This window comes from Streptomyces sp. NPDC102283 (assembly GCF_044766265.1).
Taxonomy (GTDB): Bacteria; Actinomycetota; Actinomycetes; order Streptomycetales; family Streptomycetaceae; genus Streptomyces.
Genome location: NZ_JBIWLQ010000008.1, coordinates 80,709 through 104,693, shown reverse-complemented (window position 1 = coordinate 104,693; position 23,985 = coordinate 80,709). Strand labels below are relative to the sequence as shown.

19 protein-coding genes and 2 pseudogenes are annotated in these 23,985 nt (G+C 71.8%); 6 read left to right on the top strand and 15 right to left on the bottom strand.

The features are described 5' to 3' along the window. Positions 1-4: 4 nt before the first annotated feature. Together ACIRJT_RS17760 and ACIRJT_RS17755 are read right to left on the bottom strand one after the other, a co-directional pair. Entirely contained in the window at positions 5-1,057 is a 1,053-nt protein-coding gene (locus ACIRJT_RS17760; protein ID WP_403910167.1) for an iron-siderophore ABC transporter substrate-binding protein, read from the bottom strand. Positions 1,058-1,397: 340 nt separating this feature from the next. Beyond that, positions 1,398-2,399, bottom strand: coding sequence for a hypothetical protein (locus tag ACIRJT_RS17755; protein WP_403910164.1), 1,002 nt, complete (start codon positions 2,397-2,399; stop codon positions 1,398-1,400). Positions 2,400-2,557: 158 nt separating this feature from the next. Here ACIRJT_RS17755 and ACIRJT_RS17750 point away from each other — a divergent pair, with 158 nt between their 5' ends. Further along, on the top strand, positions 2,558-2,782 hold the full coding sequence (locus ACIRJT_RS17750) for a hypothetical protein (RefSeq protein WP_403910161.1): 225 nt from the start codon (positions 2,558-2,560) through the stop codon (positions 2,780-2,782). Here the strand turns inward: ACIRJT_RS17750 and ACIRJT_RS17745 are convergent. After that, positions 2,762-3,598: a helix-turn-helix domain-containing protein gene (locus ACIRJT_RS17745; protein WP_403910158.1), complete on the bottom strand. Its 837-nt coding sequence runs from the start codon at positions 3,596-3,598 to the stop codon at positions 2,762-2,764. The two genes, ACIRJT_RS17750 and ACIRJT_RS17745, sit on opposite strands and share 21 nt — an antisense overlap. A 116-nt stretch (positions 3,599-3,714) precedes the next feature. Here ACIRJT_RS17745 and ACIRJT_RS17740 point away from each other — a divergent pair, with 116 nt between their 5' ends. Further along, positions 3,715-4,155, top strand: a complete 441-nt coding sequence (locus tag ACIRJT_RS17740; protein WP_403910155.1) for a hypothetical protein — start codon at positions 3,715-3,717, stop codon at positions 4,153-4,155. A gap of 84 nt (positions 4,156-4,239) precedes the next feature. Further along, positions 4,240-5,757, top strand: a complete 1,518-nt coding sequence (locus ACIRJT_RS17735) for a cryptochrome/photolyase family protein (protein WP_403910153.1) — start codon at positions 4,240-4,242, stop codon at positions 5,755-5,757. Between the two features lie 85 nt (positions 5,758-5,842). On the opposite strand, the gene ACIRJT_RS17730 is transcribed toward ACIRJT_RS17735, so the two are convergent. Continuing rightward, on the bottom strand, positions 5,843-7,186 hold the full coding sequence (locus ACIRJT_RS17730) for a PLP-dependent aminotransferase family protein (RefSeq protein ID WP_403910150.1): 1,344 nt from the start codon (positions 7,184-7,186) through the stop codon (positions 5,843-5,845). 198 nt (positions 7,187-7,384) lie between these two features. Between ACIRJT_RS17730 and ACIRJT_RS17725 the strand changes: the two genes are divergently transcribed. Continuing rightward, entirely contained in the window at positions 7,385-8,029 is a 645-nt protein-coding gene (locus tag ACIRJT_RS17725) for a LysE family translocator (protein WP_403910147.1), read from the top strand. Between the two features lies 1 nt (position 8,030). On the opposite strand, the gene ACIRJT_RS17720 is transcribed toward ACIRJT_RS17725, so the two are convergent. The 7 genes from ACIRJT_RS17720 to ACIRJT_RS17690 all read right to left on the bottom strand — a co-directional run bounded on the left by ACIRJT_RS17720 (position 8,031) and on the right by ACIRJT_RS17690 (position 17,957). Next, positions 8,031-9,089 (bottom strand): vWA domain-containing protein, encoded by a 1,059-nt coding sequence (locus tag ACIRJT_RS17720; protein WP_073743049.1) that lies wholly within the window; start codon positions 9,087-9,089, stop codon positions 8,031-8,033. Positions 9,090-9,256: 167 nt separating this feature from the next. After that, positions 9,257-11,836: a collagenase gene (locus tag ACIRJT_RS17715; protein ID WP_403910144.1), complete on the bottom strand. Its 2,580-nt coding sequence runs from the start codon at positions 11,834-11,836 to the stop codon at positions 9,257-9,259. A 297-nt stretch (positions 11,837-12,133) separates the two neighbouring features. Further along, entirely contained in the window at positions 12,134-13,165 is a 1,032-nt protein-coding gene (locus tag ACIRJT_RS17710; RefSeq protein WP_403910142.1) for an ABC transporter ATP-binding protein, read from the bottom strand. Next, entirely contained in the window at positions 13,162-14,235 is a 1,074-nt protein-coding gene (locus tag ACIRJT_RS17705; RefSeq protein ID WP_403910139.1) for an ABC transporter ATP-binding protein, read from the bottom strand. The genes ACIRJT_RS17710 and ACIRJT_RS17705 overlap by 4 nt, the downstream gene beginning before the upstream one ends. 1 nt (position 14,236) lies before the next feature. Continuing rightward, positions 14,237-15,223, bottom strand: a complete 987-nt coding sequence (locus ACIRJT_RS17700) for an ABC transporter permease (protein WP_403910136.1) — start codon at positions 15,221-15,223, stop codon at positions 14,237-14,239. Next, positions 15,220-16,191: an ABC transporter permease gene (locus ACIRJT_RS17695; RefSeq protein ID WP_403910133.1), complete on the bottom strand. Its 972-nt coding sequence runs from the start codon at positions 16,189-16,191 to the stop codon at positions 15,220-15,222. Before ACIRJT_RS17695 ends, ACIRJT_RS17700 begins: the two co-directional genes overlap by 4 nt. Before the next feature lie 20 nt (positions 16,192-16,211). Beyond that, positions 16,212-17,957 carry an ABC transporter substrate-binding protein gene (locus tag ACIRJT_RS17690; protein ID WP_403910130.1) on the bottom strand — a complete coding sequence of 582 codons (1,746 nt, stop codon included), beginning with the start codon at positions 17,955-17,957 and terminating at the stop codon, positions 16,212-16,214. A gap of 466 nt (positions 17,958-18,423) precedes the next feature. Here ACIRJT_RS17690 and ACIRJT_RS17685 point away from each other — a divergent pair. Beyond that, positions 18,424-19,268, top strand: a pseudogene (locus ACIRJT_RS17685) (M24 family metallopeptidase); the annotation flags it as partial. Positions 19,269-19,450: 182 nt separating this feature from the next. Here the strand turns inward: ACIRJT_RS17685 and ACIRJT_RS17680 are convergent. Next, positions 19,451-19,837 (bottom strand): annotated as a pseudogene (locus ACIRJT_RS17680) (IS5/IS1182 family transposase); the annotation flags it as partial. Positions 19,838-20,123: 286 nt separating this feature from the next. Here ACIRJT_RS17680 and ACIRJT_RS17675 point away from each other — a divergent pair. Next, entirely contained in the window at positions 20,124-20,834 is a 711-nt protein-coding gene (locus tag ACIRJT_RS17675; protein ID WP_403910127.1) for a GntR family transcriptional regulator, read from the top strand. Between the two features lie 78 nt (positions 20,835-20,912). Here ACIRJT_RS17675 and ACIRJT_RS17670 read toward each other — a convergent pair whose 3' ends face one another. Genes ACIRJT_RS17670 through ACIRJT_RS17660 form a run of 3 tightly spaced genes read right to left on the bottom strand, consistent with a single transcriptional unit; the run spans position 20,913 to position 23,985 of the window. Further along, the gene (locus ACIRJT_RS17670; RefSeq protein WP_403910124.1) at positions 20,913-21,890 is read right to left on the bottom strand and encodes an ornithine cyclodeaminase family protein; all 978 of its coding nucleotides are present in this window, start codon (positions 21,888-21,890) and stop codon (positions 20,913-20,915) included. Continuing rightward, positions 21,887-22,987 (bottom strand): proline racemase family protein, encoded by a 1,101-nt coding sequence (locus ACIRJT_RS17665; protein WP_403910121.1) that lies wholly within the window; start codon positions 22,985-22,987, stop codon positions 21,887-21,889. The genes ACIRJT_RS17670 and ACIRJT_RS17665 overlap by 4 nt, the downstream gene beginning before the upstream one ends. Further along, a complete protein-coding gene (locus ACIRJT_RS17660; RefSeq protein ID WP_403910118.1) occupies positions 22,984-23,985 on the bottom strand; it encodes a proline racemase family protein in 1,002 nt (333 codons plus the stop codon). Before ACIRJT_RS17660 ends, ACIRJT_RS17665 begins: the two co-directional genes overlap by 4 nt.

Below are 23,985 nucleotides of genomic sequence, written 5' to 3'. Positions count from 1 at the left end.
GGAACTACTTGCCGGCGGTCTTGACGGCCTTGTCGATGATCGGCAGGTAGCGCTCGATCGTCCAGGGCACGGTCAGCGGGTTGATGATCGAGGAGGCGGTGACGAAGGAGTTGTCGTCGCTGGCGACGACGGCGCCCTTCTTGATCGCGGGAATCGCGCCGTACAGCTTCTGGCCCTCGATCTCCTTGCGGTTCTTCTCGTCCGTGTAGAACGTGAAGACGAGGTCGCTGTCCTTGAGCTTCTCGGCGTTCTCCAGGCCGATGAGGGCCGAGTCGGTGCCGGGGGTCTCCTTGAAGCCGTTGACGACCGGGTCGACCTTCAGGCCGAGCGAGGAGACCATCTTGACGCGCTGCTCCTCGGGCTTGAAGACGCCGAGGGTGCCGGGGCCGGAGTTGTAGATGTAGGAGAAGGTGACGTCCTTGTAGTTCGGCCGGGTGGCCGCGGCGTCGGCGAGCTGCTTCTCGATCTTCGTCTTGAGGGCGCCGGTGTCCTTCGTCCGGCCGAGCGCCTTGCCGATGATGTCGATCTGCTGGTCCCAGTCGGTGCTCCACGCCTGGTCGGGGTAGGCGACCGTGGGGGCGATGTCCTTGAGGACGTCGTACTGCTTCTGCGTGATGCCCGACCAGGGGGCGAGGATGACGTCCGGCTCCAGCTCGGTGATCGCCTCGAAGTCGATCTCCTCGCCGCCCGTGAACTGCTTGGGGAGCTCGTCGCCGGACTTCTTGACGGCCTCGTTGATCCACGGGAGGTAGCCCGACTTGTCGCTGCCCCAGGGGTAGCTCTCGATGCCGACCGGGGTCTGGCCGAGGGCTATCGCGGTCTCGGCGGAACCCTGGCCGAGGGTGACGATGCGCTCGGGCTTCTCCTCGATCTTCGCGGTGCCGAGCGAGCTCTTGATCGAGACGGGGAAGGCACCGCCGCCGCTCTTCGCCGAGTCCTTCGCCCCGTCCTTGTCGCCGTCGCCGTCCGAGGAGCAGCCGACCAGGGCGACGGCGAGGGCGACGGTGGTGGCCGTCGCGGCGATGGTGTGGCGGCGCACGCGGGTGAAGCCGAGCATGGAGGGTCCTCAGGTTGGCCGAGCAGGTGAAGGTTAGGTAAGCCTAAGCCAGAGGCGTCGGCACCTCAACAAGCCCCCTCCCGCACCGCCGGACCCAAGGGCCCCACAGCGGGTCCGTCAGGCCTCACGCACCTCCTTGGATCGGCGCCCCGAGGTGGAGCGGATCCGCGGACTGGCCCCGAGGGCAAGGTCGTTGCTCACCGAGTCCGCCGGCGGACCCCCTCCGCCCGTACGGCGGGACGCGCCCCACCCGTGTGCTGATCGTTATGGAGTCCGCCCGTCGGGCAAGGCCCTCGACGTGCGCCGAGGCCCGCACGGGCCCGGGACGGACAGGCCGCGCTCAGTGTCCGTGCTCGGCGGATTCCTCGCCCTCCGGCACGGACTCCCCGGCCGCCGCGCCCCCGGTGTGCACGGTGAAGGCGGCCGTACGGACCTTCCCCTCGTGCCGGAAGTCGAGGAAGAGCCGGTAGGCGCCCTTGCTCGGGGCCGTCGCGGTGAAGGAGACGCCCGGTCCGGGCTTCGTCCGGCCGTCGCCCGGTTCGCCGTTCGGGTGGACGTGGAGGTAGGCCAGGTCCCCGGCGCGCAGTGCGACGAGGTGGCCGTACGCGCCGAGGTAGGGCTGGAGGTCGGTCACCGGCTTGCCGTCCTTCTCGACCTCCAGCTTCAGCTCGCTGCCCGCACCGGGGCGCAGCGCCCCGTCGAGCGTCACCTCGTACCCGTCGACGGTCACCGTCCGCTCGGCCTCCGGCAGCGCCTCGGAGCGCGCTTCGCCCGATGCGGCGAGGTCCGCGCCCAGGGTGATGCCCTCGGCGTTCTTCACGTCCGGGGTGAAGTCGGCGAAGACCCGGTAGCCGCCGGCCTCGGGGAGCTCGACGGGGGTGGTCCAGGTGCCGTCGGCGGTCCGCTCGGGGTGCAGGTGCCGGTAGGTCGTGAGGTCGCTCGACGCCACGATCAGGTGCAGTTCCTTGCCGTGCTCGCGGCGGAACGCCGTCACCTTGCGGGAGGTGTCGTCGTCCACGACGGAGAAGCGCAGCTCGGCGGGCTCGCCCGCCTCGACGCGCGGGGTGCCGAGGTCGAGGGTGTAGCCCCCTTGGGAGATCTGCAGGCCGCCGGGAAGCTCCGGGGCCTCCCTCGCGCTCTTCTCCGCCGCTCCCTTCCCCGCGGCTCCCTTCTCCTCCGCTCCCTTCTCCGCGGCCGGGCCATCCTTCGCGCCGTGACCGTCCTGGTGGGACGACTCCTTCGCGGCGACGGCGGGGTCCACGGCCCCGCCCACCGCGTACGCCGACCCGAAGGTCGCCGCGAGCCCTGCGGCGAAGGCCGTGATCTTGAGACCGGTATGCATGGCTCACTCCTCGTCAAGGCCGCCGGATCGCGACCACTCACCGCCCAAGATACCCCCCAGGGGTATGAAGTCAACCAGAGGGCGACCTTGTGGCGAGGGCTCGGGGCAGGAAGAATCCCGCTCACCGGCTCGACCGAAGCGGAGGGGAGCGCGATTCCATGGGGGCATTCGTCGCACTGCTGGCGGGACTGGGCGGGGTGGTCGTGTGGTGCGCGGTGGTGCTGGTCCGGCGCGGGCGTCGCGGGTCCACAGAGAACGCGGACGGGTTGCTGATCGAGCAGGCGGCCCGGCTGCGGGCGCAGCAGATGAAGACCGACGGGCGCGCCTTCCGCGCCCACCCCCACGGCGGGCCGCGCTCGGACTCAGGAGCGCGCCGTCACTGACCCTCGCTCGCGGCCGCCCATCGCCGCCAGAGTGCGCAGCAACGCGTCCGTCCGCTCGTCCATCGGGAAGAACGACTCCACCGCGAGTTCCGAGAGGGTCACGTCGGCGGGGGCGCCGAAGGTGGCGATCGTGCTGAAGAACGCCATGTCGCCGAGCGGCGTACGGATGCGCAGCGGGACGACGATGCCCGTCGGGTCCACCGGTCCGGGGTCGGCGTCGAGGTCCGGCGGGGCGGGGTAGGCGGACACCTCCTCGTACAGCTCCCGCAGATCGCGGTGGCCGGTGGTGTCGGCCTGGTGCCGCAGCCGCCCGAGGGCGTGGGCGCGGACCTGGGCGAAGTTCAGGCACTGGGAGGCGAGGCCCTCCGGGTGGAGGATCAGGCGCATGACATTGCCGCCCGACTCCGTCAAGTGCGGCGGCACGGTGCCGAGCAGGAGGGACATCGCGTCGTTACGGTCGACGATGTTCCAGATCCGGTCGATCGCGGCGGCGGGGTACGGCTCGTGGCCGGCCAGCATCGCCCGGACCGCGGAGCGGACCATGGCCATCCGCTCGCTGCCGAGCGGCGACTCCCGGTATGCGGGGGCGTAACCGGCCGCCAGCAGCAGGCCGTTGCGGTCCCGCAGCGGGATGTCGAGGTGCTCGGCGAGCCGGAGGACCATCTCCCGGCTCGGCCGGGCACGGCCCGTCTCCACGCATGAGAGGTGCCGGGTCGAGGAATCCGCCCGCAGCGCCAGGTCGAGCTGGCTGAGCTTGCGGCGGCGGCGCCACTCCCGGAGCAACAGGCCCACCCGGGGCGGCTCTTCGGTCTCCATGACCTCACCGTATCCAGTGTCCGCCGCCCACGCCCCCATGACCTGGGAGGTCATGGAGTGCGGGCCCCTGTGCGTGGCACGGTGTCACCGACCCCACCGGCCGAAGGAGATCCGAGATGACGCACACCCTCACCCCGTCCGCGACGGTGGCCCCCGCACGGGACGCCGCCCGGTTCCTCCGTCTGGTGCTGCGCGTCGACAGCGCGAGCACTGCCGTGATGGGCGTCGTGCTGGTCGCGGCCGCCGTGCCGCTCGGCTCCGCGACCGGGATGCCGGTGGCCTTCGCCGTGGCGTTCGGGATCTTCCAGATCGGCGGGGCCGCCTCCCTCGCGCTGATCGCCGGCTATCCGGTGATCCCGCCCGCCCTGGCCCGGACCGTCGTCGTCGTGAACGCCCTGTGCGCGGTCGGGTGCGTGGTGACGGCCTTCGCCGACTTCGTGCCGCTCAACGGGTTCGGGGTGGTGTTCCTGCTGATCGGCGCCGTGATCGTGGCGGTCTACTCCGCGCTCCAGTACACGGGGCTGCGGCGGATGACGGCGGCGCCCTCGTCGCGGTAGGCCCGGCGTGGCGTCACCAGGGCCTTCCCGGCCGTCCCTAGCCTGACGAAGGGGTACCACCCGACGGCAGGACAGGCGCACCTCATGGCACCACGCACCCACTGGCTCTTCGGGGACCAGCTCGGCCCCCACTTCCTGGACCCCCACCACGACGGACCGGACGCACACGCCCCCCTCCTGATGATCGAGGCCCGGTCGGTGCTGCGCAGACGTCGCTTCCACCGGGCCAAGGCCCACCTCGTCCTCTCCGCGATGCGGCACCGGGCGGCCGAACTGGGCGACCGCGTCCGCTACGTACAGGCCGAGACCTATGCGGACGGCCTGGCGGAGGCGGGGTTCGATGGACGCGGGAACCGCCTGACGGTCTGCCACCCGACCTCCCGCGCCGCTCTGGACCTCGTGACCTCACGGGAGGAGGTCGACGTCCTCCCGGCCCGCGGCTTCCTGCTGCCACAGGCGGAGTTCGAGGCGTGGGCGAAGGAGCACACGGGCGGCAGTCTGCGGATGGAGGGCTTCTACCGGTGGGTCCGCCGGCGCCACGAACTGCTCATGGACGGCGACGAGCCCGCCGGGGGAACGTGGAACCTCGACCACGACAACCGCGAGCCGCCGCCGAAGGGTTGTACGACCTTGGAGGTGCCGGCTCCGTACCGCCCGTCCGAGGACGAGATCGACGACGAGGTGCGCCACGACCTCGACCGCTGGGAGCGTGAAGGGGCGGTCTCGTTCGTCGGCCGCGACGGCCCCCGCCGCTTCCCCGTCACCCGGCGGGAGGCGCTGGCCGCGCTCCGGCGCTTCGTCTCGCACCGCCTCGGCGACTTCGGCCGCTACGAGGACGCGATGCTCGCGGCCGACCCCACGATGAGCCACAGCCTGTTGTCCGCCCCCCTCAACCTGGGGCTCCTGGACCCCGCCGAATGCGTCGAGCGGGCCGAGGAGGCCTGGCGCGCGGGCAAGGCCCCGCTCAACAGCGTCGAGGGCTTCGTGCGCCAGATCGCCGGCTGGCGGGAGTACGTGTGGCAGCTCTACTGGCACTTCGGCGAGGACTACCGGGGCCGCAACGCGCTGCGCCACACCGCGCCGCTGCCCGACTGGTTCCTCGACCTGGACGCGGACGCGGTCACCGCGAACTGCCTGTCCACCGCTCTGGCCCAGGTCCGGGACACCGGCTGGACCCATCACATCCCGCGCCTCATGGTGCTGGGCAGCCGTGCCCTGCAGGACGGCTGGGACCCGGCCGCCGTGACCGACTGGTTCCACCGGTGCTTCGTGGACGGCTACGACTGGGTGATGCTCCCCAACGTCGTCGGCATGTCGCAGTACGCGGACGGCGGCCGGATGACGACCAAGCCGTACACCTCCGGCGGCGCCTACATCAACAGGATGAGCGACCTCTGCGCCCCCTGCGCCTACCGCCCCACCGACCGGACCGGCGACCACGCCTGCCCGTACACGGCGGGCTACTGGGCCTTCCTGCACCGCCACCGGACCGCCCTGAGCGCCAACCACCGCATGGCGAGGGCGGTCAAGGGCCTGGACCGGCTGAAGGACCTCGACGGACTTCTGGAGGAGACCTCGGAGCGCGGGGACCGGGCCCCCTGAGGGGACCGAGCACGGCTTCCGGCTTCCGGCTTCCGGCTTCCGGCTTCCGGCGTGAGGATCGCGTCCCCCGCCGGGAAGCACGCCCTCACTCCCCCGCGAAGTCGTCCGGATCGGACCGGGCGAGGTCGGCGAGGGTCGCGAGGGCCCGGGAGAGTACCTCCCGGGTGGGTGACGCCAGGCCGAGCCGGATCGCCTGCGGGCCCCGGGGGCGGCCCGAGGTGAACGCCGCGGCCGGAGTGACCGCGATGCCCTGCCGCGCGGCGGCGGCGACGAAGGTGTCGGCGCGCCAGGGGCCGGGCAGCTCCCACCAGCGGTAGTACGAGGAGGGGTCGCTGCGCGTACGGAAGTCCCCGAGGTGCCGGTGGGCGATCTCCTGCCGCGCCCCGGCCTCCCGCTGTTTCGCCCGTACGAGGGCGTCGACGGCGCCGTCCGCCTGCCACCGCGCCATCGCTTCCAGGGGGAAGCGCATGGGCGTCCACCCGCCGGAGCGCAGGGCCCCCGCGACCCGGCCCGCCGTAGCCGCGGGGGCCACGGCGAATCCGAGGGACAGTCCCGGGGACAGGCGTTTGGAGAGGCTGTCGACGAGGACGGTCCGCTCGGGTGCCCGCGAGGCGAGGGGCGCCGCGTCGTCCCGGAGGAAGGCCCAGACGGCATCCTCGATCGCGTGGATCCCCGAGGTCAGCAGCGTGTCGGCCAGTTGGTCGAGCCGCCGCCCGGGCATGGTGAGCGACAGCGGGTTGTGGAGGACCGGCTGTACGTAGACGGCGTGCAGCGGAGCCGCGCGGTGCGCCTCCTCCACCGCTTCCGGGATCAGTCCGTCGCCGTCCATGGCCAGAGGCACGAGGGTGACGCCGAGTCGCGCGGCGATGGCCTTCAGCACCGGATAGGTGAACTCCTCGACGCCCAGCCTGGCGCCCGGCCTGGTCAGCGCGGCCATGGCGGCGGAGATGGCCTGCCGGCCGTTGCCCGCGAACAGGATCCGTTCCGGGTCGGGCCGCCACCGCCCGCGCGCGAGGACTTCGGCGGCCGCCTCGCGGGCGGAGGGGGTACCGGCGGGCCCGACCGGGCGGAGCACCGACTCCAGGCGGTCGGAGCGCACCAGCTCCTCCAGGCCGGCGGCGAGCAGCCCGGCCTGCTCGGGGACGACGGGGTGGTTGAGCTCCAGGTCGATCCGGCTGTCGGCGGGCTCGGAGAGGGCCGGGGCGGGAGCGGGAGCGCCGGGCGCGTCCGTGACGAACGTGCCGCGTCCGACCTGGCCGACGGTGAGGCCCCGGCGGGCCAGCTCCTGGTAGACGCGGGCGGCGGTGGAGTCGGCGATGGCGTGCCGCCGGGCGAACTCCCGCTGCGGAGGCAGCCGTTCCCCGCCCTTCAGCCGCCCCGCCGCGATCTCCTCCGCCACCGCGTCGGCGACGGACCGGAAGTCCTTCACGGGCTTCGCCTCCTCGGTGAGCGTTCGGCGTCGGATCCCTGGTGAGCGGCATCCAAGCACGGCATTGCACCGAGTGCAATGCCTCCTATTGAACCGAGCAAAACAGCGACCCTAGACTCCGATTGCACCGGTCGCGGGGGGCCGGTGCACAGGGTGCCGGACTCGACCGGCACCCCATGAACAGAACGGCGAGCGAGCATGGTTGAGCTGAGCGGGGTGCTGGGGGTCGCGATGGTCGCCCTGGGCATGGTGCTCACCCCGGGCCCGAACATGATCTATCTCGTCTCCCGGAGCATCACCCAGGGGCGACGCGCGGGAGTGGTGTCCCTGGGCGGAGTGGCGGTGGGCTTCCTGGTCTATCTGCTGGCCACGAACCTCGGTCTTTCGGTGGTCTTCCTCGCGGTGCCCGAGCTGTACGTGGCCGTGAAACTGGCCGGCGCGGGCTATCTGGCCTACCTGGCCTGGAACGCCCTGAGGCCCGGAGGCCTCTCCGTCTTCGCACCCGAGGACCTGCCGCACGACTCCACGCGCCGCCTGTTCACGATGGGCCTGATGACGAATCTGCTCAACCCGAAGATCGCCATCATGTACCTCTCGCTCATCCCGCAGTTCATCAGCCTGGAAGCGGGAAACGTCCTGCTCCAGGGCTTTGTGCTGGGCTCCGTCCAGATCGCGGTGGCTCTCACCGTCAATCTGGGCATCGTCCTGGCGGCGGGGGCCATCGCCGTCTTCCTCGCCCGCCGACCCTCCTGGCTCCGCGCCCAGCGCTACCTGATGGGCACGGCGTTGGGCCTGCTCGCCGTGTCGGTGGCGGCGGACACCTCGGCACCGGTCAGAGCATGACTCACAGCATGATGAGCAGGCGGGTATCGGCCTTGAGCTTCCTGTTCACCGAACGGCTCTGCACATAGACCTCCAGCTTGGGGTTGTTGCCGGCCTTCACGGAGACGGTCCCCCGGACTCCCGCTCCGAACAGGAGGTTGCGCGCCGCCTCGCCCGTGTAGGCACGGTCGGTGTCCTTCTCGACGACGATGACCTCCTTGTCGGGCTGCACCTGCACCCGGGTGCCCAACTGGTAGTAGCAGGAGCCGCGTTCGTAGGTGACTCCCGGATGCGAGTCGACGAAGGCGCGGATCTCCACCTCCTTGTCGACCTTCAGCAGCCGGTACTTGTCGGCCGCGACCGGTTCGAGGTTGGCCCGCACGTCGTCGACCGATATGTCCTGGCCGACGGCGAACAGGTTCTTCGTGCCGCGCACGCCCTGTTCGCGACCGCGCAGGAAGCTGGTGGCGGCGGCGCGCACGGTGCCGATCGCGTCCTCGACGCCCTTCTGGGAGTCCGCGTCCCAGATGGCGATGTTGCCCGCCGGGAAGCCGTAGTTCTGGGCGGTGCGCTTCGCCAGGGAGTTCGGCACGAGGATCGCGGAGGTCCAGTGCCCGGGAAGGCCGTTCATCTTCGCGGTGATCCGGTCGAGCCAGGGGCCGAGGATGGTCATGTCGCCGTCGTGCCGACGGTCGCCGCCGGAGGCGTTCTCCTCGCCGTCCGTCACCACGATCTGGAGGAAGCTGTGCTCGCCGTACTCCTCCCAGATGTGCCCCAGGTCGTCCAGGGACTTCAGCGAGGCCTCGATGAGGGCGGTGGCGCCGTTGTTGACCTTGTAGAGCCCCCGCATGGACGGAAGGTGCTTCACGTCCATGTCCCAGACCAGGTTCTCCACCCGGTGGTCGAAGGAGTAGAGGCTGATCCGCGTCTCATGGCCGAGGCTGTCCGACTCGGCCTTCAGCCCCGCCACGAACTCGTCCACGACGCGGATGAGCTGACTCTGGTGCTGGTACATGGAACCCGAGGCGTCCACGACCAGAGCGACGTGATTCACCTTGTGCTGGATCCTGTTGGCGGACATGCTTCTGCTCCTTCGTCCGGTGCTCCCCGGTGCTCCCCCGAGTGCTGCTTCGACTCTATGGGGAGGCACTGACAGTGGAGCCGGGCCGCCGCCGGCCGGGCCTGCGCACGGCCGGGCCGGGGCCGACGCCGATGGCGCCGACCCCGGCCCAGGGGTGAAACAGCGGGTCAGTACTCGGTGGTGACGGTGGCGCCGCTGAAGGCGGCCGCCGCGTGGAGGCTGATGTAGTTGGCGCCGGACGGCGGGTTGTTGATGGTCAGGGTGTGGGAGTTGCCGGCGCCGGTGGCGCGGTTGGTGTGCGCGCCGGTGGTGGCCCAGCTGCGGTTGCTGTAGTAGAGGTCGGCGTTGCCGGTCCCGCCGCTGACGGTGATCTTCAGCGTCTTGGTGCCGGCCGGGATGTTCAGGTAGTGGTAGGCGTAGTTGCCGGTGGTGGCGGAGAGGTTGCCACGGCGGCAGTTCTTGCCCAGCACGCGGGTGTCGGAGGCGGTGCACTCACCGACCGCGGAGCCGCCGGTCACGGTGACCGACCGGGTGGTGGTTGCCGTGGTGCCCTTGTCGTCGGTCACGGTGAGGCGGACGGTGTAGCTGCCCGCGGCGCTGTAGGTCTTGGCGGGGTTGGTCTGGGTGGAGGTGGTGCCGTCGCCGAAGTCCCATGAGCGGGAGGCTATGGTGCCGTCGGCGTCGGTGGAGCGGTCGGTGAGGGTGACCGTCAGGTCCTTGACCGCTGCGGTGAACTCGGCGGTGGGCGCCTGGTTGCCCGGCTGGCCGCCGCCTCCGCAGTCACCGGCGGCGCACGCCGCCAGCCAGGTCTTCCAGTCGCTGTCGTAGCGGGTGCCGATGGTGCTGGTGAGGTAGGTGCGGGCGGCGCTCCACTCGCCGGCGCGGTAGTGGGCGAGCACCTTGTCCAGGTCTGCGGGGTGCTTCTCCAGCATGTACCGCACGGCGAGGTAGCCCCAGCGGTAGACCCGGTTGGTGTCGTGGCTGTAGTCGGTGCTGAAGAGGGTGGACAGGGCGTAGGTGCCCTTGCCCGCCTCGGTCATCGCCGCGGTGTAGGGCTCCTCGCGGTAGTGGTAGGAGATGTACTCCGCGAAGCCCTCGACCCACCAGATGGTGGGAGTGGTCATGTTGTCGGCGAAGTCGCCGTGCATCGTGAAGCGGCCGTCGAGGTAGTGGGTGTACTCGTGGTTGAGGTTCCAGATGTGGAAGTCCGGCCGCAGCCACTCGGCCTCGTAGGCGATGAAGCGGGGCTGGTTGCCCACGACGGAGGGGTCGCCCTCCAGGTACATGCCGCCGTTGTTGGTGTCGATCCCGTACATGGCGCCGGCGTAGGTCTGGTAGTCGTCGCTGGAGTCGTAGGCGATCACCTCGATGGCGGTGTTGTTGTCGTCGGCGACCGGGCCGTTGTCCTTGGCGATCCGGTGGAAGTAGGCGTCCTGCTGGATGAGGCTGGTGCAGCTGGCGCTCAGCTCGGCGGACGTCATCTGCTGGGCCAGGATGCGGATGCTGGGGCTACAGGTGTGGCGGACCGGCAGGACCACGCGCTTGAGGCGCTCCTGGAGGTCGCAGACGCCGTACGTGGCGCAGTTCGCCTTGTCGTAGTAGTCGGCCATCTCCGCCATGCCCACCCAGAGCGGGGCGGTGGGGCCGGTGATGGAGGTGTCCCGGAGCAGGGCGGTGACCAGCGGCCGGACCTTGCTCCGCAGGCTCGTGTGCTGGAGGAACCGGCCCAGTTCACGTCCGGCGTTGGAGGTCAGGTACGCGTGGTCGCCCTCCAGCAGGGAGAGGTGGTCGGCGGCGAAGCGGTGCAGCGAGTCGATGAGGCTCGGGTCCGACTCGACGGCGCTGACGAACGCGGGCACATAGTGGCCCCGGAAGGTCACCGTGTAGACCTTGTTGAGCGCGGCGAGCATCCGTGAGGACGCGTTCCAGGAGGAGTCGTAGTCGGCCAGCATCCGCTTGACGACGGAGATGTACCGGGCGTTCTCCTGGGCGCTGTCGATCAGGACGACCGCCTCGGCGAGCGTGTCGCCGTTGGCGTCGGTGACGTCGCGCGAGCGGGGGCTGGCGAAGAACGCGTCGAGGCCCGAGCGGATCGCGGTCTGGAGGGTGGGGCCGTACGGTCCGACGACGTCCGGGTTGTACCACTGCACGTAGTACCCGGCGCGGAGGTACAGCACGAGCTGCGGGATGCCGGTGCTCCCGTCACCCGGGTAGGAGGCGGCGTTGTCGCGCAGCGCGTAGGCCACCGAGGTCATCTGGGCTTCTCGGAAAGCCAGTTGGGCGTTGCTGCCGGTCAGGCTGAACAGGGTGTTCACACAGTCCGTGGTGGACGCCCTGATGTGCCGGACCAGTTCGGCGCCGGTGCGGCCGGTGAATTCGGCCGGGTCGCACGCGGCGGCCGCCTTCGCCGAGGACTTCTGGCCCGCGCTCTGCTTCGGTGGGGCGTCGTGCTCGCCGTACGCCTCCTTGAGGGGGGACTTGTCGGCGCTCAGCGGGGGGAGCTGGGACGCCTTCAACCGGTCCTTGGCCTGGTGGCCGGGGTCCGAGGTGAGGGACTGCTGCGCCTGCGGCGCGGGGTCGGCCGAGCCGGCGGGGCGGGCCGGCTGGGACGCGTTCGATGCCGTGGCGGCCGAAGGGGAGTTCGGCTGCGCCTGGGCCGGCTGCACGAGCAGCGCGACGCCCATCGCCCCGGCCAGAGCCAGGGGCAGAACGGCACCCACACCTCGGCGGACGAGTGTGGTTCTCACGTTGTTTCCTCCCATGAGGGATCGGAGGCACGCACATGCGTGACCGATGGGATGCACAGGGCGTGGGCCAGGGGGTGTTGTCGTGCCGTGCTGTCGGCCGGACGGATTGGGGTCCATGTCCGGAATTGACATGCCCACGCCCTGTGACATGTACAATGGCACAGGTCACACATCACTGGGAAGGCATGTGGCCGAATCCAGTACGACTTTCTGGTGAACGCGGCCCGGCGGGGAGGGGTAGCCGGGGCCGAGGCGGCCCGCCAGGCGTATGGCGGGCCGCCGGGAGCTCCGGGCCTCTCAGCCCGTCTCGGGGAAGTGGCAGGCCGCCGTACGCGCGCCGCCACCCACGACCTGGAGCAGCGGCCGCTCCGTACGGCACACGGCCTGCGCCTTGGGGCAGCGCGGATGGAAGCCGCAGCCGCTGGGCGGCGAGGCCGGGCTCGGCGGGTCGCCGAGCAGGAGGATCCGCTCCCGGCGGCGCTCCGCCGCCGGGTCGGGCAGCGGGACCGCCGAGAGCAGCGCCCGGGTATAGGGGTGCGCCGGCCTGTCGTACAGCTCGCGCTTGTCGCCGATCTCGACGATCCGGCCCAGATACATCACCGCCACCCGGTCGCACACCCGCTTCACGACCGACAGGTCGTGGGCGATGAAGAGGAACGACAGCCCCAGTTCGGCGCCCAGACGCTCCATCAGGTTGACCACCTGGGCCTGTACGGACACGTCGAGCGCGGAGACCGGCTCGTCGGCGACGATCAGGCGGGGGCCGGTCGCCAGGGCGCGGGCGATGCCGATGCGCTGGGCCTGCCCGCCGGAGAACTGGTACGGGTGCCGGTCCAGGTGTTCGGATCCCAGCCCCACCAGGTCGAGCAGTTCGGCGGCCCGGGACCGGGCCGCCCGGACCGTGGCCCCCTGCACGAGCAGGGGTTCGGAGATGATCCTGGCGACGGTCTGCCGGGGGTTCAGGGAGGCGTGGGGGTCCTGGAAGATGATCTGGAGGTGCTGCCGGACCGGCCGCAGCTCGCGCTGGGACAGATGCGTGATGTCGCGGCCCTCGAACTCGACGGTCCCGGCGGTGGGTTCGAGCAGCCGCACCAGCATCCGGCCCGTCGTGGACTTGCCGCAGCCGGACTCTCCGACCAGCCCGAGGGTCTCCCCCGCGGCGAGCTCCAGATCGACGCCGTCCACCGCGCGGACCGGCGCCGCTGCCCGGCCGAGGACGCGGCGACCGGGGAACGTCTTCACCAGACCGCGTACGGACAGCAGGGGCGCGGCGCCACCCTCCGTCGAACTCGACCGCGGAAAAGGGTACTTGGAGAGGGTGGGTTTCATCGGGCCTCCTCGGCCGGTACGGGGGCCCCGCCGGGCGGACCGGAGTGCGGGACGGTCGGGACGGCCGAAAGGGGCAGGTGGCAGGCGACCAGTCGGCCGCCACCGGGCACACCCGTGGGGCGGGGGCTCTCCCCGGCGCAGCGGGCCCGCTCCGGGGCGGTGGCGGCGGCGGCCCTGGGGCAGCGCGGTTCGAAGGGGCAGCCGGGCCTCGGTTCGGCCGGTGACGGCGGGGAGCCGGGGATCGCGCGCAGCGGTGCGTCGTCCGGGTCGTCCAGTCGGGGCAGGGAGTCCAGCAGGCCCCGGGTGTAGGGGTGCGCGGGGCTGTGGAACAGCTCGTCCACCGGGGCCTGTTCGGCGCCGCGCCCGCCGTACATGACGAGCACCTCGTGGGCGACGCGGGCCACCACACCCAGGTCGTGGGTGATCATCAGGACGCCGAGTCCGCGTTCCTGCTGGAGCCGGGCGATCAGTTCGAGGATCTGCGCCTGGACGGTGACGTCGAGCGCGGTGGTCGGTTCGTCGGCGACGAGGAGTTCGGGTTCGCAGGCGAGGGCCATGGCGATCATGGCGCGCTGACGCATGCCGCCGGAGAACTGGTGCGCGTACTCCCCCGCCCGGCGGGCCGGTTCGGGGATGCCGACCTCGCCGAGCATCTCCACGGCGCGTCTGCGGGCGACGCGGCGGCCGCTGCCGAAGTGGTGGCGGTGGGCCTCCGCGATCTGTTCGCCGACGGTGTACGCGGGGTGCAGTGCGGACAGCGGGTCCTGGAAGACCATGGCCATCCGGCGGCCGCGCAGCCGGCCGAAGCGGCGGTCGTTCAGGCCGAGGAGTTCCTGTCCGGCGAGGGTGATCGATCCACTCACGTGGGCCCGGCGGTGCAGGCCCATCACGGCGAGGGAGGTGACCGACTTGCCGGAGCCGGACTCGCCGACCAGACCCAGGGTGCGGCCGGCCTCCACGGTGAAGGAGACCCCGTCGACCGCCTGGACGGTTCCGGCGGGGGTGTCGAAGGCGACCCGCAGGTCGTGGACGCGCAGCAGGAGGCGGTCCGGTTCGGTGGTGGGCGGCACGTCAGTTCCTCACCCTCGGGTCGACGACGGCGTACAGGAGGTCGATGACGACGTTGGCCGCCACGATGAAGAAGGCCGCGAGCAGGGTGACGCCGAGCACGACGGGCTGGTCGGAGCGTTGCAGGGCGTCGTAGAAGAGCCTGCCGACGCCGGGGATGCCGAAGATGGACTCGGTGATGACCGCTCCGGCCAGCAGGGCACCGAGGTCCATGCCGAAGAGCGTGAGCACCGGCATCATCGCGGACCGCAGACCGTGCTTGACCACGACGGTCCGGGCGGGCAGGCCCTTGGCGCGGGCGGTCCTGATGTACGGCTGCGCCATCGTCTCGATCATCGAACTGCGGCTCTGGCGGGCGTACATGGCGGCGTAGAGCAGGGCCAGGGCGATCCAGGGCAGCAGCAGGTTGGCGGCCCAGGCGAGGGGGTCGTCGGTGAGCGGGACGTAGGCGGGGTAGGGCAGCAGCCCGGTCAGCCGGACCAGGCCGTACAGGAGCATCACCGCGGTGAAGTAGACGGGCAGGGAGGCGGTGGCGACCGCGCCGATCATCAGGGTGCGGTCGAGCAGTCCGCCCTTGCGCAGGGCGGCGGTGACCCCGGCGCTCAGCCCGAGCACCAGCCACAGGCCGGCGGCGCCGAACGCCAGGGAGACGGAGACGGGCAGGCGGTCCATCAGCAGGTCCCACACCGGCAGGGCGTTCTCGTAGGAGTAGCCGAGGCAGGGGAAGCCGCATTGCAGTGCGTGGGGGCCGCTGCCCAGCTCGCGGCCGGCGAAGATGCCGACGAGGTAGTCGCCGAACTGTCGCCAGACGGGCTGGTCGAGGCCCATGAAGTGGCGTACTTCCGCGAGGCGTTCGGGGCTGCACGTCTTGCCGCAGGCCGCCGAGGCGGGGTCGGCGGGCAGCAGGTAGAAGATGACGAAGGTGACGGCGCAGATGGCGAGCAGGACGCCGGCCACACCGAGGAGCCTGCGGACCAGGTAGGCGATCACGGGCGTCCTCCCTGGGGGTCGAGGATGTCGCGCAGCGCGTCGCCGAGGACCGTGAAGGCGAGGACGGCGACGAAGAGGAAGGCGCTGGGGACGATGAAGTACATGGGGTCCGTCTCGTAGTAGGCGACGGCCTCGGCGATCATCTGGCCCCAGGAGGGGGTGGGCGGGCGCACGCCCACCCCGAGGAAGCTGAGCGCCGCCTCCGTGCTGATCATTCCGGGGATCAGCAGCGTGGTGTACGCGATGACGGGTCCGGAGATGTTGGGCAGCACCTGCCGGGTGAGGATGCGCCAGGGCCCGCTGCCGCAGGCGCGGGCGGCCTCGACGAACTCGCGGTTGCGCAGGGAGAGCGCCTCGGCGCGCACCACGCGGGCGATGCCGGGCCAGCCGAAGACGCCGATGACGACGGTCATCAGCACGACCCGGTTGACGTCCTGGGCCACGGACATCATCGCGATCATGAAGATGAGCGAGGGGAAGGACATGGTGAGGTCCATCAGCCGGCTCAGTACGGTGTCGACGCGCCCGCCGAAGTACCCGGCGGCGATGCCCGCGGCGGTGCCGGTGACGACGACGATCGCCGTGGCGGCGAAGGCGATCAGCAGGGACACCTGTGCGCCGTGGACGACGCGGGCGAACAGGTCGCGGCCGGTGACCGGTTCGACGCCGAGCCAGTGTTCGGCGCTGATGCCGCCGAGGGCGCCGTGGGGCAGGCCGCCGAGGTAGGGGTCGATGGCGTCGGCGTCGAAGGCGGTGGGCGACCAGCCGCCCATACGGCTGAGCAGGGGCGCGGTGAGGGCGACCAGGATCAGCAGGGCGGCGGCGATCAGGGCGGTCCGGCTGCCCCGGTCGCCCCACAGGCGGCGCCAGGTGGTCCGCCAGAGGGCGTCGGGCGGGGCGGGTGAGCCGGGTCCGCCGGCTGCCGGGGCGTCGCCCGGTCCGGTGGCCGGGGCGGTGACGGTACTCATGGGAATGCGTCCTCGTCCCCTCAGCCCTTGCTTCGGGACGGGTCCTTGAGACCGACCACGGCGAAGTCGAACTGGCCGGTCCAGGAGGGGTGTCCGAAGGCTCCGGCGATGTTGTCGCCGACGAGCAGCGGCTTGCGCTCCCAGAGCAGGGGGACGGCCGGGGAGCTGCGCTGGATCTCCCGGTCGAGCGCGGTCCACGCCTTGTTGGCGGCGGTCGCGTCGGACATCTCGGCGATCTCGTCCATGCGGCGCTCGACGGCCTTGTCGCGGAACTGGGAGACGTTGCCCTGGTTGCCCTTGGGCTTGATGGTGCGGCCGTCGAAGACGAACGGCAGGAAGGTGGCGGCGGACGGGTAGTCCGGGCACCAGCCGCTGATGGCCATGTCGGGGGCGCCCGCGGTATCGCCGATGGTGTCGTAGTAGACCGAGGGGTCGACGGTCTCGATCCGCAGTCGTATGCCGACCCGGTCCAGGCTCTGCTGGAGTGCCTCGGCGCGGGTCTTGTCCCCGGTGGACACGGTGATCGTCGTGTCGAAGCCGTCGGCCTTGCCCGCCTCGGCCAGCAGCTTCTCGGCCTTCTTCACATCACCGGTGGCGGGCCCGCCGTGGACGGGGGCGGCGGCGCGGCCGCCCGTGAGGGACGGCGGCAGATAGGCGGTGGCGACGTCGTTGAGGGCGGGTCCGCCGTTGGCGGTCACCTGGGCCTCCCTGTCGACGGCGTACTGCATCGCCTGTCGGAGTTTCGGGTCGTCGAACGGCGCCCGGGAGGTGTTCAGCGCGAGCATGTCCGTACAACCGGTGCGCTCGGCGGAGAGCCGCTGCCGGACCTCCGGCTTCGGCAGGACCTTGGCCACGCTGGAGGGCTGGAGGTCGGACCACTCGACCGCGGAGGCGTCGACGCCCGCGCTCTCGATGATCCGGTCGTCGATCTGGCCGCCCTTGAGCCCCTGGATCACGACGATGCGGTCGGGGTAGGCCTTGCGCACCGGGTCGGTCGCCGCGTCCCAGTGGGTGTTGCGGACGAGCACCAGCTTCTTGCCGCGCGCGTAGCTCTCGATGCGGTACGGGCCGGAGGAGAAGGGCCGCAGGTCGTACTGGACGCCCTTCTCGCGGGACTCGGGCACGGGCGAGAAGGTGGGCAGCGTGACCGTGTAGGAGAACTCGGCGACGGGCCTGCGCAGCGAGAAGACGATGGTCCGGTCGTCGGGGGTGCGGATCGAGTCGAGGTGCTCGCCGTCCAGCGGGCCGGCGTACCCCTCGGTGTCGGCCAGATAGCGCTGCGCGTAGTCGGGTCCGCCGGCGAGGTCGGGGGCGAAGGACCGCTCGACGTTGTACTTGATGTCGCGGGACCGGATCGGGGTCCCGTCCTCGTAGACGAGACCCGGCTTGAGGGTGAAGGTCCAGGTGCGGCCGCCGTCGGAGGACCTGCCGAGGTCGGTCGCGAGGTCGGGGACGATCTCGCTGCCCTTCTTCCCGGGTGCGGCGCGGAAGGTGGTCAGGGTGCGGTAGATCAGCCGGGTGCCGAAGTCCATCGTCGGCATGACCCAGTTGCGGGCCGGGTCCAGGTGGGCGAAGTCCTGGTTGGACAGCACGGTCAGGGTGCCGCCCCGCTTCGGCGTGCCGCCGATGACGGTGCCGGTCGCCACACCGGGCTGTCGCTTGTCCGGGTCGCGGTCGTCACCTCCCTGCGTGGAGCAGGCGCCCAGCAGGGCCAGGGCGAGCGAGGTGCTCAGGGATGCGGTCAGCATCCGGGTGCGACGGGACATGGGTGCACTCCTCGTACGGGGAAACGACGCGGCAAAAGCGGGAACAGGCCGGAGGAAAGGGGCGGCGCGGAGGGCCCGGTGCTCCGGGCCGCCGAGCGGCCCGGAGGGCGACTGCTTGCGGAACGCGAGGCGGAGCGGGCCGGAAAAAGCGTCCGCGTCCGTATGGTGTGACCCGTAACATAGTAATGTGAAATTGCATAGCCAAGGCGTGCGCCATCCCGTTACCGAAACGTGTCCCTGCGGCACGGACCGCCCACCGGTCCGTGAGCGCCACGGACACCGGGGCCGACGAACACTCACCGCCCGCCGCCAGGGCGCCCCCACCCGCCCTCGGACCACCCTCGAAGGAGACCCATGACCGGCGGCACAGCCCCCGGCCCGGACGCACACCGGCAGCCACGATCTGCCCGTACCGGCCGCCCTGAACGCCTTCATGCCGGCCGACTGGGCTCCGTCTCCGCCGCCCGCCGGCGTCGACGCCCGGGTGGACGGCCTGCCGGTCCCCCGCTCGCACACACCGGCAGGGAGAGCCGAGTTGGTCGCCGCGCTCGCCGAACTCCGGCTGCGGAAGGACGTCCGGGAGGTCGCCCAGCCCCAACTGGCGGTCGACCGCACCACGGCGGGGTTCGAGGACGCCGCCCGCGCCCCGCCCGGCGCCCTGTGCCACCCCGGGGCGAGCACCGGATCGAGGGCGAGTTCCGGCTGCGCGCCCGGAGCGAGGGCAACGGCACGGGGTACGAGACCATCGCGGCGGCGGGCGCGCACGCCTGCGTCCCCACTGGATCCGCAACGACGGACCGCTCGACCCGCCCCAACTGCCCCTGCTCGACGCGGGGTGGAGACCGACCCCCTCCGCACCGCCGACATCACCCGCACTCTCCCCCTGTCGGGCCGCTTCTCACCGGCCCAGCGCGACGTCTGCGAACTGGTCCTGGCCGCACAGAAGTCGGCCATCGGCGTCCTGCGTCCTGCACCCCGGGGCCCGGGGCCCGGGGCCCGTTTCCGGGACTTCCACCGCGAGGCCATGCGGGTCATCGCGGAAGGGCCGCACGCGTGGGGCATCCTGCCTGTTCCGGCCGAGGAGGCGCTCGCCGACGACAGCGGTCCGTATCCCGCTACACCCTGTGCAGCAGCGGGCACATGCTCGGCATCGTCGTGCACGACTCCGCGCGGGCCCGCGCGGAGACCCATCCCGACGGCGCACTGGAGGAGGGTCACGTCCTCACCGTCGAGCCCGGTCTCTACCTTGAGCCGGACGACGAGACGCCGCCGCCCGAGCTGCGTGGCATGGGCGTGCGCATCGAGGACGAGTGGACGCGGCGCTGGCGTCGCCGCATGGCCAGCGGGTGGCCGCCGATGTCGTCAACTACGCCATCGGCGGTCTGGTCGTCATCAACTATCCGGTGCATCGCCTCTGACGCCTCCAGCTACCTCAACGGCTCCGAACTCGCCGTCGACGGCGGCAGCGCACAGATCCAGGGCTGGTGGGAAAGCGCTGGTCGCAGCGATTCGTTGATGGCTGCGACCAGCACGGTCGCCTCGTAGCGGACGGAGAGCTCGTCATATCTCGTGGCGACAGCACGGTGTCTCTTGAGACGGTTGCCTCCACACTCGACCGCATGGCGCCGACGGCAGTCGACCGGATCGAAGCGCGGCGGCCGGCCACCGCGGGACCCGCGCTTCTGGCGGTCACGGGCCTGGTCAGCCTTGTCCGGGATGGTGCAGCGGATTCCGCGTCGGCGCGGATAGGCGCGGTTCCCGCGGGAGGCGTCGATCAGCTGTCGCCGAGGCCAGACAGGCGGCCGCCCCACCTTCGCCCCCTGCGGCGACAACGGCTCCAGCACTGCCCACTGCTCGTCGGTGAGATCTCCCCGACCCATGAACCGTGATCACCCACAGTCCAAGATCCGCTTTCGATACACGGCCTGGTGCCCGCCCAAGATCATCCCGTGGCTCCTTGGGGCCTACCTCGGCCACCCACGAGCGTTCGCCGACCATGATCAGGTGCTGAGCGTCCCCGGCTGTACCGATGTTCCCCAACCCCGTGGACGGCCCGCCTCCCGGACAGCTGACAGCCGGACAGCTGACAGCGCAGACCTTCGAGCGATGAGGCACCGCGCAACGTGACATTGTATAGTGCGGTGCCACATCATTGAAGGGGAATGCATGAGTGAGCTGAAGTCCCGCAAACTCATCTCGGTGCAGGAGCATCTGCGCGACCAGGTGGCGGGCGCCCTGCGCGCCGCGCTGATCGCGGGGGAGCTCCAGCCCGGCGTGATCTACTCGGCGCCCACCCTCGCCGCCGAGTACGGCGTCTCCGCCACGCCCGTGCGCGAGGCCATGCTGGACCTGGCACGCGAGGGCCTGGTCGAGGCGGTGCGCAACAAGGGGTTCCGCGTCACCGAACTCTCCGAGCGCGACCTGGACGAGTACACCGAGATCCGCGCCCTCATCGAGATCCCCACCATCGGCCGCGTGACCCGCACCGCCTCCCGCGAGCAGTTGGAGGCGGTGCGCCCGGTCGCCGAGGAGATCGTGACCGCCGCGCAGGCCGGCGATCTGATCGCCTACCTGGAGTCGGACCGCCGCTTCCATCTCGACCTGCTCGCCCTCGCCGGGAACGCCCGTCTCGTGGAGACCGTGGCCGACCTGCGCAAGCGGTCCCGGCTCTACGGGCTCACCGATCTGTCCCAGGAAGGGTCGCTGGTGGGTTCGGCTCGGGAGCACACCGTGCTCCTGGACATCATGATCGCGGGGGATGCGGAGGGGGCCGAGGAGCACATGCGCCGCCATCTCGCGCATGTGCGGACCCTGTGGGCGGCCCGGAAGCGGGAAGCCGAACGCGCCGCCCCGTCCCGCAAGCTCGGCGCGCGCTAACGCGAAGTGCGTTCGGGGCGGCGCGCGTTGGTGTCACGGTCCGCCAGGGGCGCGGATCCGGGACGGCGGACGCTCAGCTCAGCTCCGCTCCCCCGGCGCCCCCGCCTTCCCTCCCATCCCTTCCATCCCTTCCTTCCGCTCCTTCCGCCGGTGGGCCGCGACGGCGACCACCAGGTCCTGCCAGCCCATCCCGCACGTCTTCACGACCAGCGGGCGGTCGGCCGGAACGTCCCCCCGTGAACCGGTCAGCTCCGCCAGGGTGACCAGGTCGTCCGGGGCGAGCGAGCCGTCGTGGACCGCCATGACGACGTCGCCCGCCTCGCGGAGGGCGGTCGCGCGGCTCTCCACCAGGACGGTGGCGCGCCCCATCAGCACGCTGTCGAGCTCGCGCGCGTCCGGCTCGTGCGAGCCGACCGCCAGCACCACCGCGCCGTCGCGCACCAACCGCCCGTCGACCACCGGTTCGCGCGCCGACGTCGCGGTGACGACGACATCCGCCCGCCGCACCCGGTCGCCGGCTCCCTCGTCGTCCGCCGACAGGTGCCGGTCCGCCCAGCCCGGCGCGGGCCCCCCGCGCCGGGTGACGACCGTGACGTCGGCCACCGGGACATGGGCCCGGACGGCGGCGGCGTGCCCCTCCCCCTGGGGGCCCGCGCCGAAGACCACCAGGCGCAGCCCCCCGCCCCCGGCGGCGAGCGCGCGCAGCCGGTCCAGGCAGGCCGCGACCGAGACGGCGGGGGTGCGCAGGGTCGTCAACGCCACCCCGTCCAACAGGGCCACCGGCCTCAGCGTCGCACTGTCGTGCAGCAGATACGTGGCGTTGATCCTCGGCAGCCCGCGCGCGGCGTTGCCGGGCGCGACGGTGGCGATCTTCACGCCGAACCAGCCGCCGGACTCCGAGGGCATGAGCAGCCCCTGACCGTGGGCCAGCGGCACGACCGCCCTCGGTACGTCGCCGTCCGGGTCGAGCCCCCCGGCCAGCGCCTCCCGGACCGCGGCGACGGCCCCGGCCGGACCGAGCGCGCCCACGTCCGCCGCGTCGAGCGTCACGGTCATCGCAGCACGAACCCGGGGACGAGGGCGTCGTCGGGGTCGACGGTGAAGCGGCTGGTCCCGGTGGCGTACGCGGTGCCCGTCACGGCCGGCACGACCGCGGACAGGCCGTGGACCGTGGTCGGCCGCTCGATCCGGGCGCGGAAGACGGAGCCCACCACCGATGCGTGCCTCAGCTCGTCGCCGAGGCGCAGCTCCCCGGCGTCGGCGAGGAGCGCGACCCGGGCCGCGGTGCCCGAGCCGCACGGGGAGCGGTCGACCTGGCCGTCCGCGAACACCGTGACGTTGCGGTGGTGCAGCAGCCAGGTGCCGTCGGGCCGTTCGACCGGGGCGCCGGCCTCCTCGGTGAACACGGTCCCGTAGACGCCGGACAGCCGGGCGTCCTCGGGGTGTTCGGCGGCGCGGGCGGCGTTCAGCACGTCGCGGATCTCGCGGCCGGCCGCGACGAGCGCGGTGACGTCCCGCGGCCGGACCCGCAGGCCGAGCCGGTGGACCGGGAGAACGGCGTACATGGCGCCGCCGTAGGCGATGTCGACGGTGACGGTCCCCCGCGAGGTGGCCACCTCGACGCCGCGCGCGTGGACGTGGCCGGGGACGTTGACGAACGTCACGTCCGCGACCTTGCCGCCGACCGTGCGCACGCTCGCCGTGACGCGGCCGGAGGGGACGTCGATGACGACGTCCGTCGTGCCGTCGGCCGGCGCCGGGACCAGGCCGGTGGCGACCGCCCAGGCGCCGAGCGCGATCGTGCCGTGCCCGCAGGCCGTGGAGAAGCCGTCCTTGTGCCAGAAGAGGGCGCCGAGGTGGGCCCCGGCGTCGTCCGGCGGCACCAGGAAGGCCCCGTACATGTCGGCGTGGCCGCGCGGTTCGCCGCACAGCAGGGCACGGGTCCACTGCACCCCTGCGTCGGCGACGGCGACCGTGCGGCGCTCGGCGACGGTGGGCCCGTGCCCGGTCACGGCCGGCGGGGAGGCGGGGACGATCCGGAACGGTTCGCCCCCGGTGTGCCAGTCGACCGTGTCGATCGGCCCGGTGTACGCCGTCCCGGCCGGCCCGGTGTACGCCGGCGCGATCTGCCCGGTGTACGGATCGGAGGTCATACGGTGAATCCCGTCGGGTAGGGGTCCGTGGGGTCGAGCAGGTACTGCGCGGTCCCGGTGATCCAGGCGCGGCCGGTGACGGACGGCAGGACGGCGGGCCTGCCGCCGACCGTGGTCTCCGCCAGGATCCGGCCGGTGAAGCGGGAGCCGATGAAGGACTCGTTGACGAAGTCCTGCCCGGTCTTCAGCAGTCCCCGTGCGTGCAGTTGGGCCATCCGGGCGCTGGTTCCCGTCCCGCAGGGCGAGCGGTCGAACCAGCCGGGGTGGATGGCCATGGCGTGCCGCGAGTGCTCGGCGGTCGAGCCGGGCGCCTCCAGATAGACGTGATGGCAGACGTCGATCGCGGGGTTCTCCGGATGGACCACCGGGTTCCGCTCGTTGATCGCCCCCATGACGGCCAGGCCCGCCTCCAGCAGCCGCCCCTTCTCCGCCCGGTCGAAGGGGATGCCGAGGTCCTCGGTGCGCACGACGGCGTAGAAGTTGCCGCCGTACGCCATGTCGTAGCGGACCTGGCCGAACCCCTCGACCTCGACGACCTGGTCGAGCGCGTGGCTGTAGGAGGCGACGTTCTCCAGGGTGACGGACTCCGCGCGGCCGTCGCGCACGGCGACCCGTGCCGTGACGAGGCCGGCGGGGGTGTCGAGGCGGATGACGGTCTCCGGTTCGACCGCCTCGACCATGCCCGTCTCCACGAGGACCGTCGCCACGCCGATGGTGCCGTGGCCGCACATGGGCAGGCAGCCGGAGACCTCGATGAACAGCACGCCGAAGTCGGCGTCCGGCCGGGTCGGGGGCTGGAGGATCGCTCCGGACATGGCCCCGTGCCCGCGCGGCTCGCACATGAGCAGGGTGCGCAGCCCGTCCCGCTCCGCGAGGAATCGCTGCCGGCGCTCGGCCATCGTGGCGCCCGGCAGAACGCCCACTCCGCCGGTGACGACCCGGGTCGGCATGCCCTCGGTGTGCGAGTCGACCGCGTGGTAACAGACCTTGGAGCGCAC

What these genes read in the sequence shown, in the direction of transcription:
- ACIRJT_RS17760 (WP_403910167.1), bottom strand. Translation starts at nt 1,057, where the DNA reads ATGCTCGGCTTCACCCGCGTGCGCCGCCACACCATCGCCGCGACGGCC.
- ACIRJT_RS17755 (WP_403910164.1), bottom strand. Translation starts at nt 2,399, where the DNA reads ATGCATACCGGTCTCAAGATCACGGCCTTCGCCGCAGGGCTCGCGGCG.
- ACIRJT_RS17750 (WP_403910161.1), top strand. Translation starts at nt 2,558, where the DNA reads ATGGGGGCATTCGTCGCACTGCTGGCGGGACTGGGCGGGGTGGTCGTG.
- ACIRJT_RS17745 (WP_403910158.1), bottom strand. Translation starts at nt 3,598, where the DNA reads ATGGAGACCGAAGAGCCGCCCCGGGTGGGCCTGTTGCTCCGGGAGTGG.
- ACIRJT_RS17740 (WP_403910155.1), top strand. Translation starts at nt 3,715, where the DNA reads ATGACGCACACCCTCACCCCGTCCGCGACGGTGGCCCCCGCACGGGAC.
- ACIRJT_RS17735 (WP_403910153.1), top strand. Translation starts at nt 4,240, where the DNA reads ATGGCACCACGCACCCACTGGCTCTTCGGGGACCAGCTCGGCCCCCAC.
- ACIRJT_RS17725 (WP_403910147.1), top strand. Translation starts at nt 7,385, where the DNA reads ATGGTTGAGCTGAGCGGGGTGCTGGGGGTCGCGATGGTCGCCCTGGGC.
- ACIRJT_RS17720 (WP_073743049.1), bottom strand. Translation starts at nt 9,089, where the DNA reads ATGTCCGCCAACAGGATCCAGCACAAGGTGAATCACGTCGCTCTGGTC.
- ACIRJT_RS17710 (WP_403910142.1), bottom strand. Translation starts at nt 13,165, where the DNA reads ATGAAACCCACCCTCTCCAAGTACCCTTTTCCGCGGTCGAGTTCGACG.
- ACIRJT_RS17695 (WP_403910133.1), bottom strand. Translation starts at nt 16,191, where the DNA reads ATGAGTACCGTCACCGCCCCGGCCACCGGACCGGGCGACGCCCCGGCA.
- ACIRJT_RS17690 (WP_403910130.1), bottom strand. Translation starts at nt 17,957, where the DNA reads ATGTCCCGTCGCACCCGGATGCTGACCGCATCCCTGAGCACCTCGCTC.
- ACIRJT_RS17675 (WP_403910127.1), top strand. Translation starts at nt 20,124, where the DNA reads ATGAGTGAGCTGAAGTCCCGCAAACTCATCTCGGTGCAGGAGCATCTG.
- ACIRJT_RS17670 (WP_403910124.1), bottom strand. Translation starts at nt 21,890, where the DNA reads ATGACCGTGACGCTCGACGCGGCGGACGTGGGCGCGCTCGGTCCGGCC.
- ACIRJT_RS17665 (WP_403910121.1), bottom strand. Translation starts at nt 22,987, where the DNA reads ATGACCTCCGATCCGTACACCGGGCAGATCGCGCCGGCGTACACCGGG.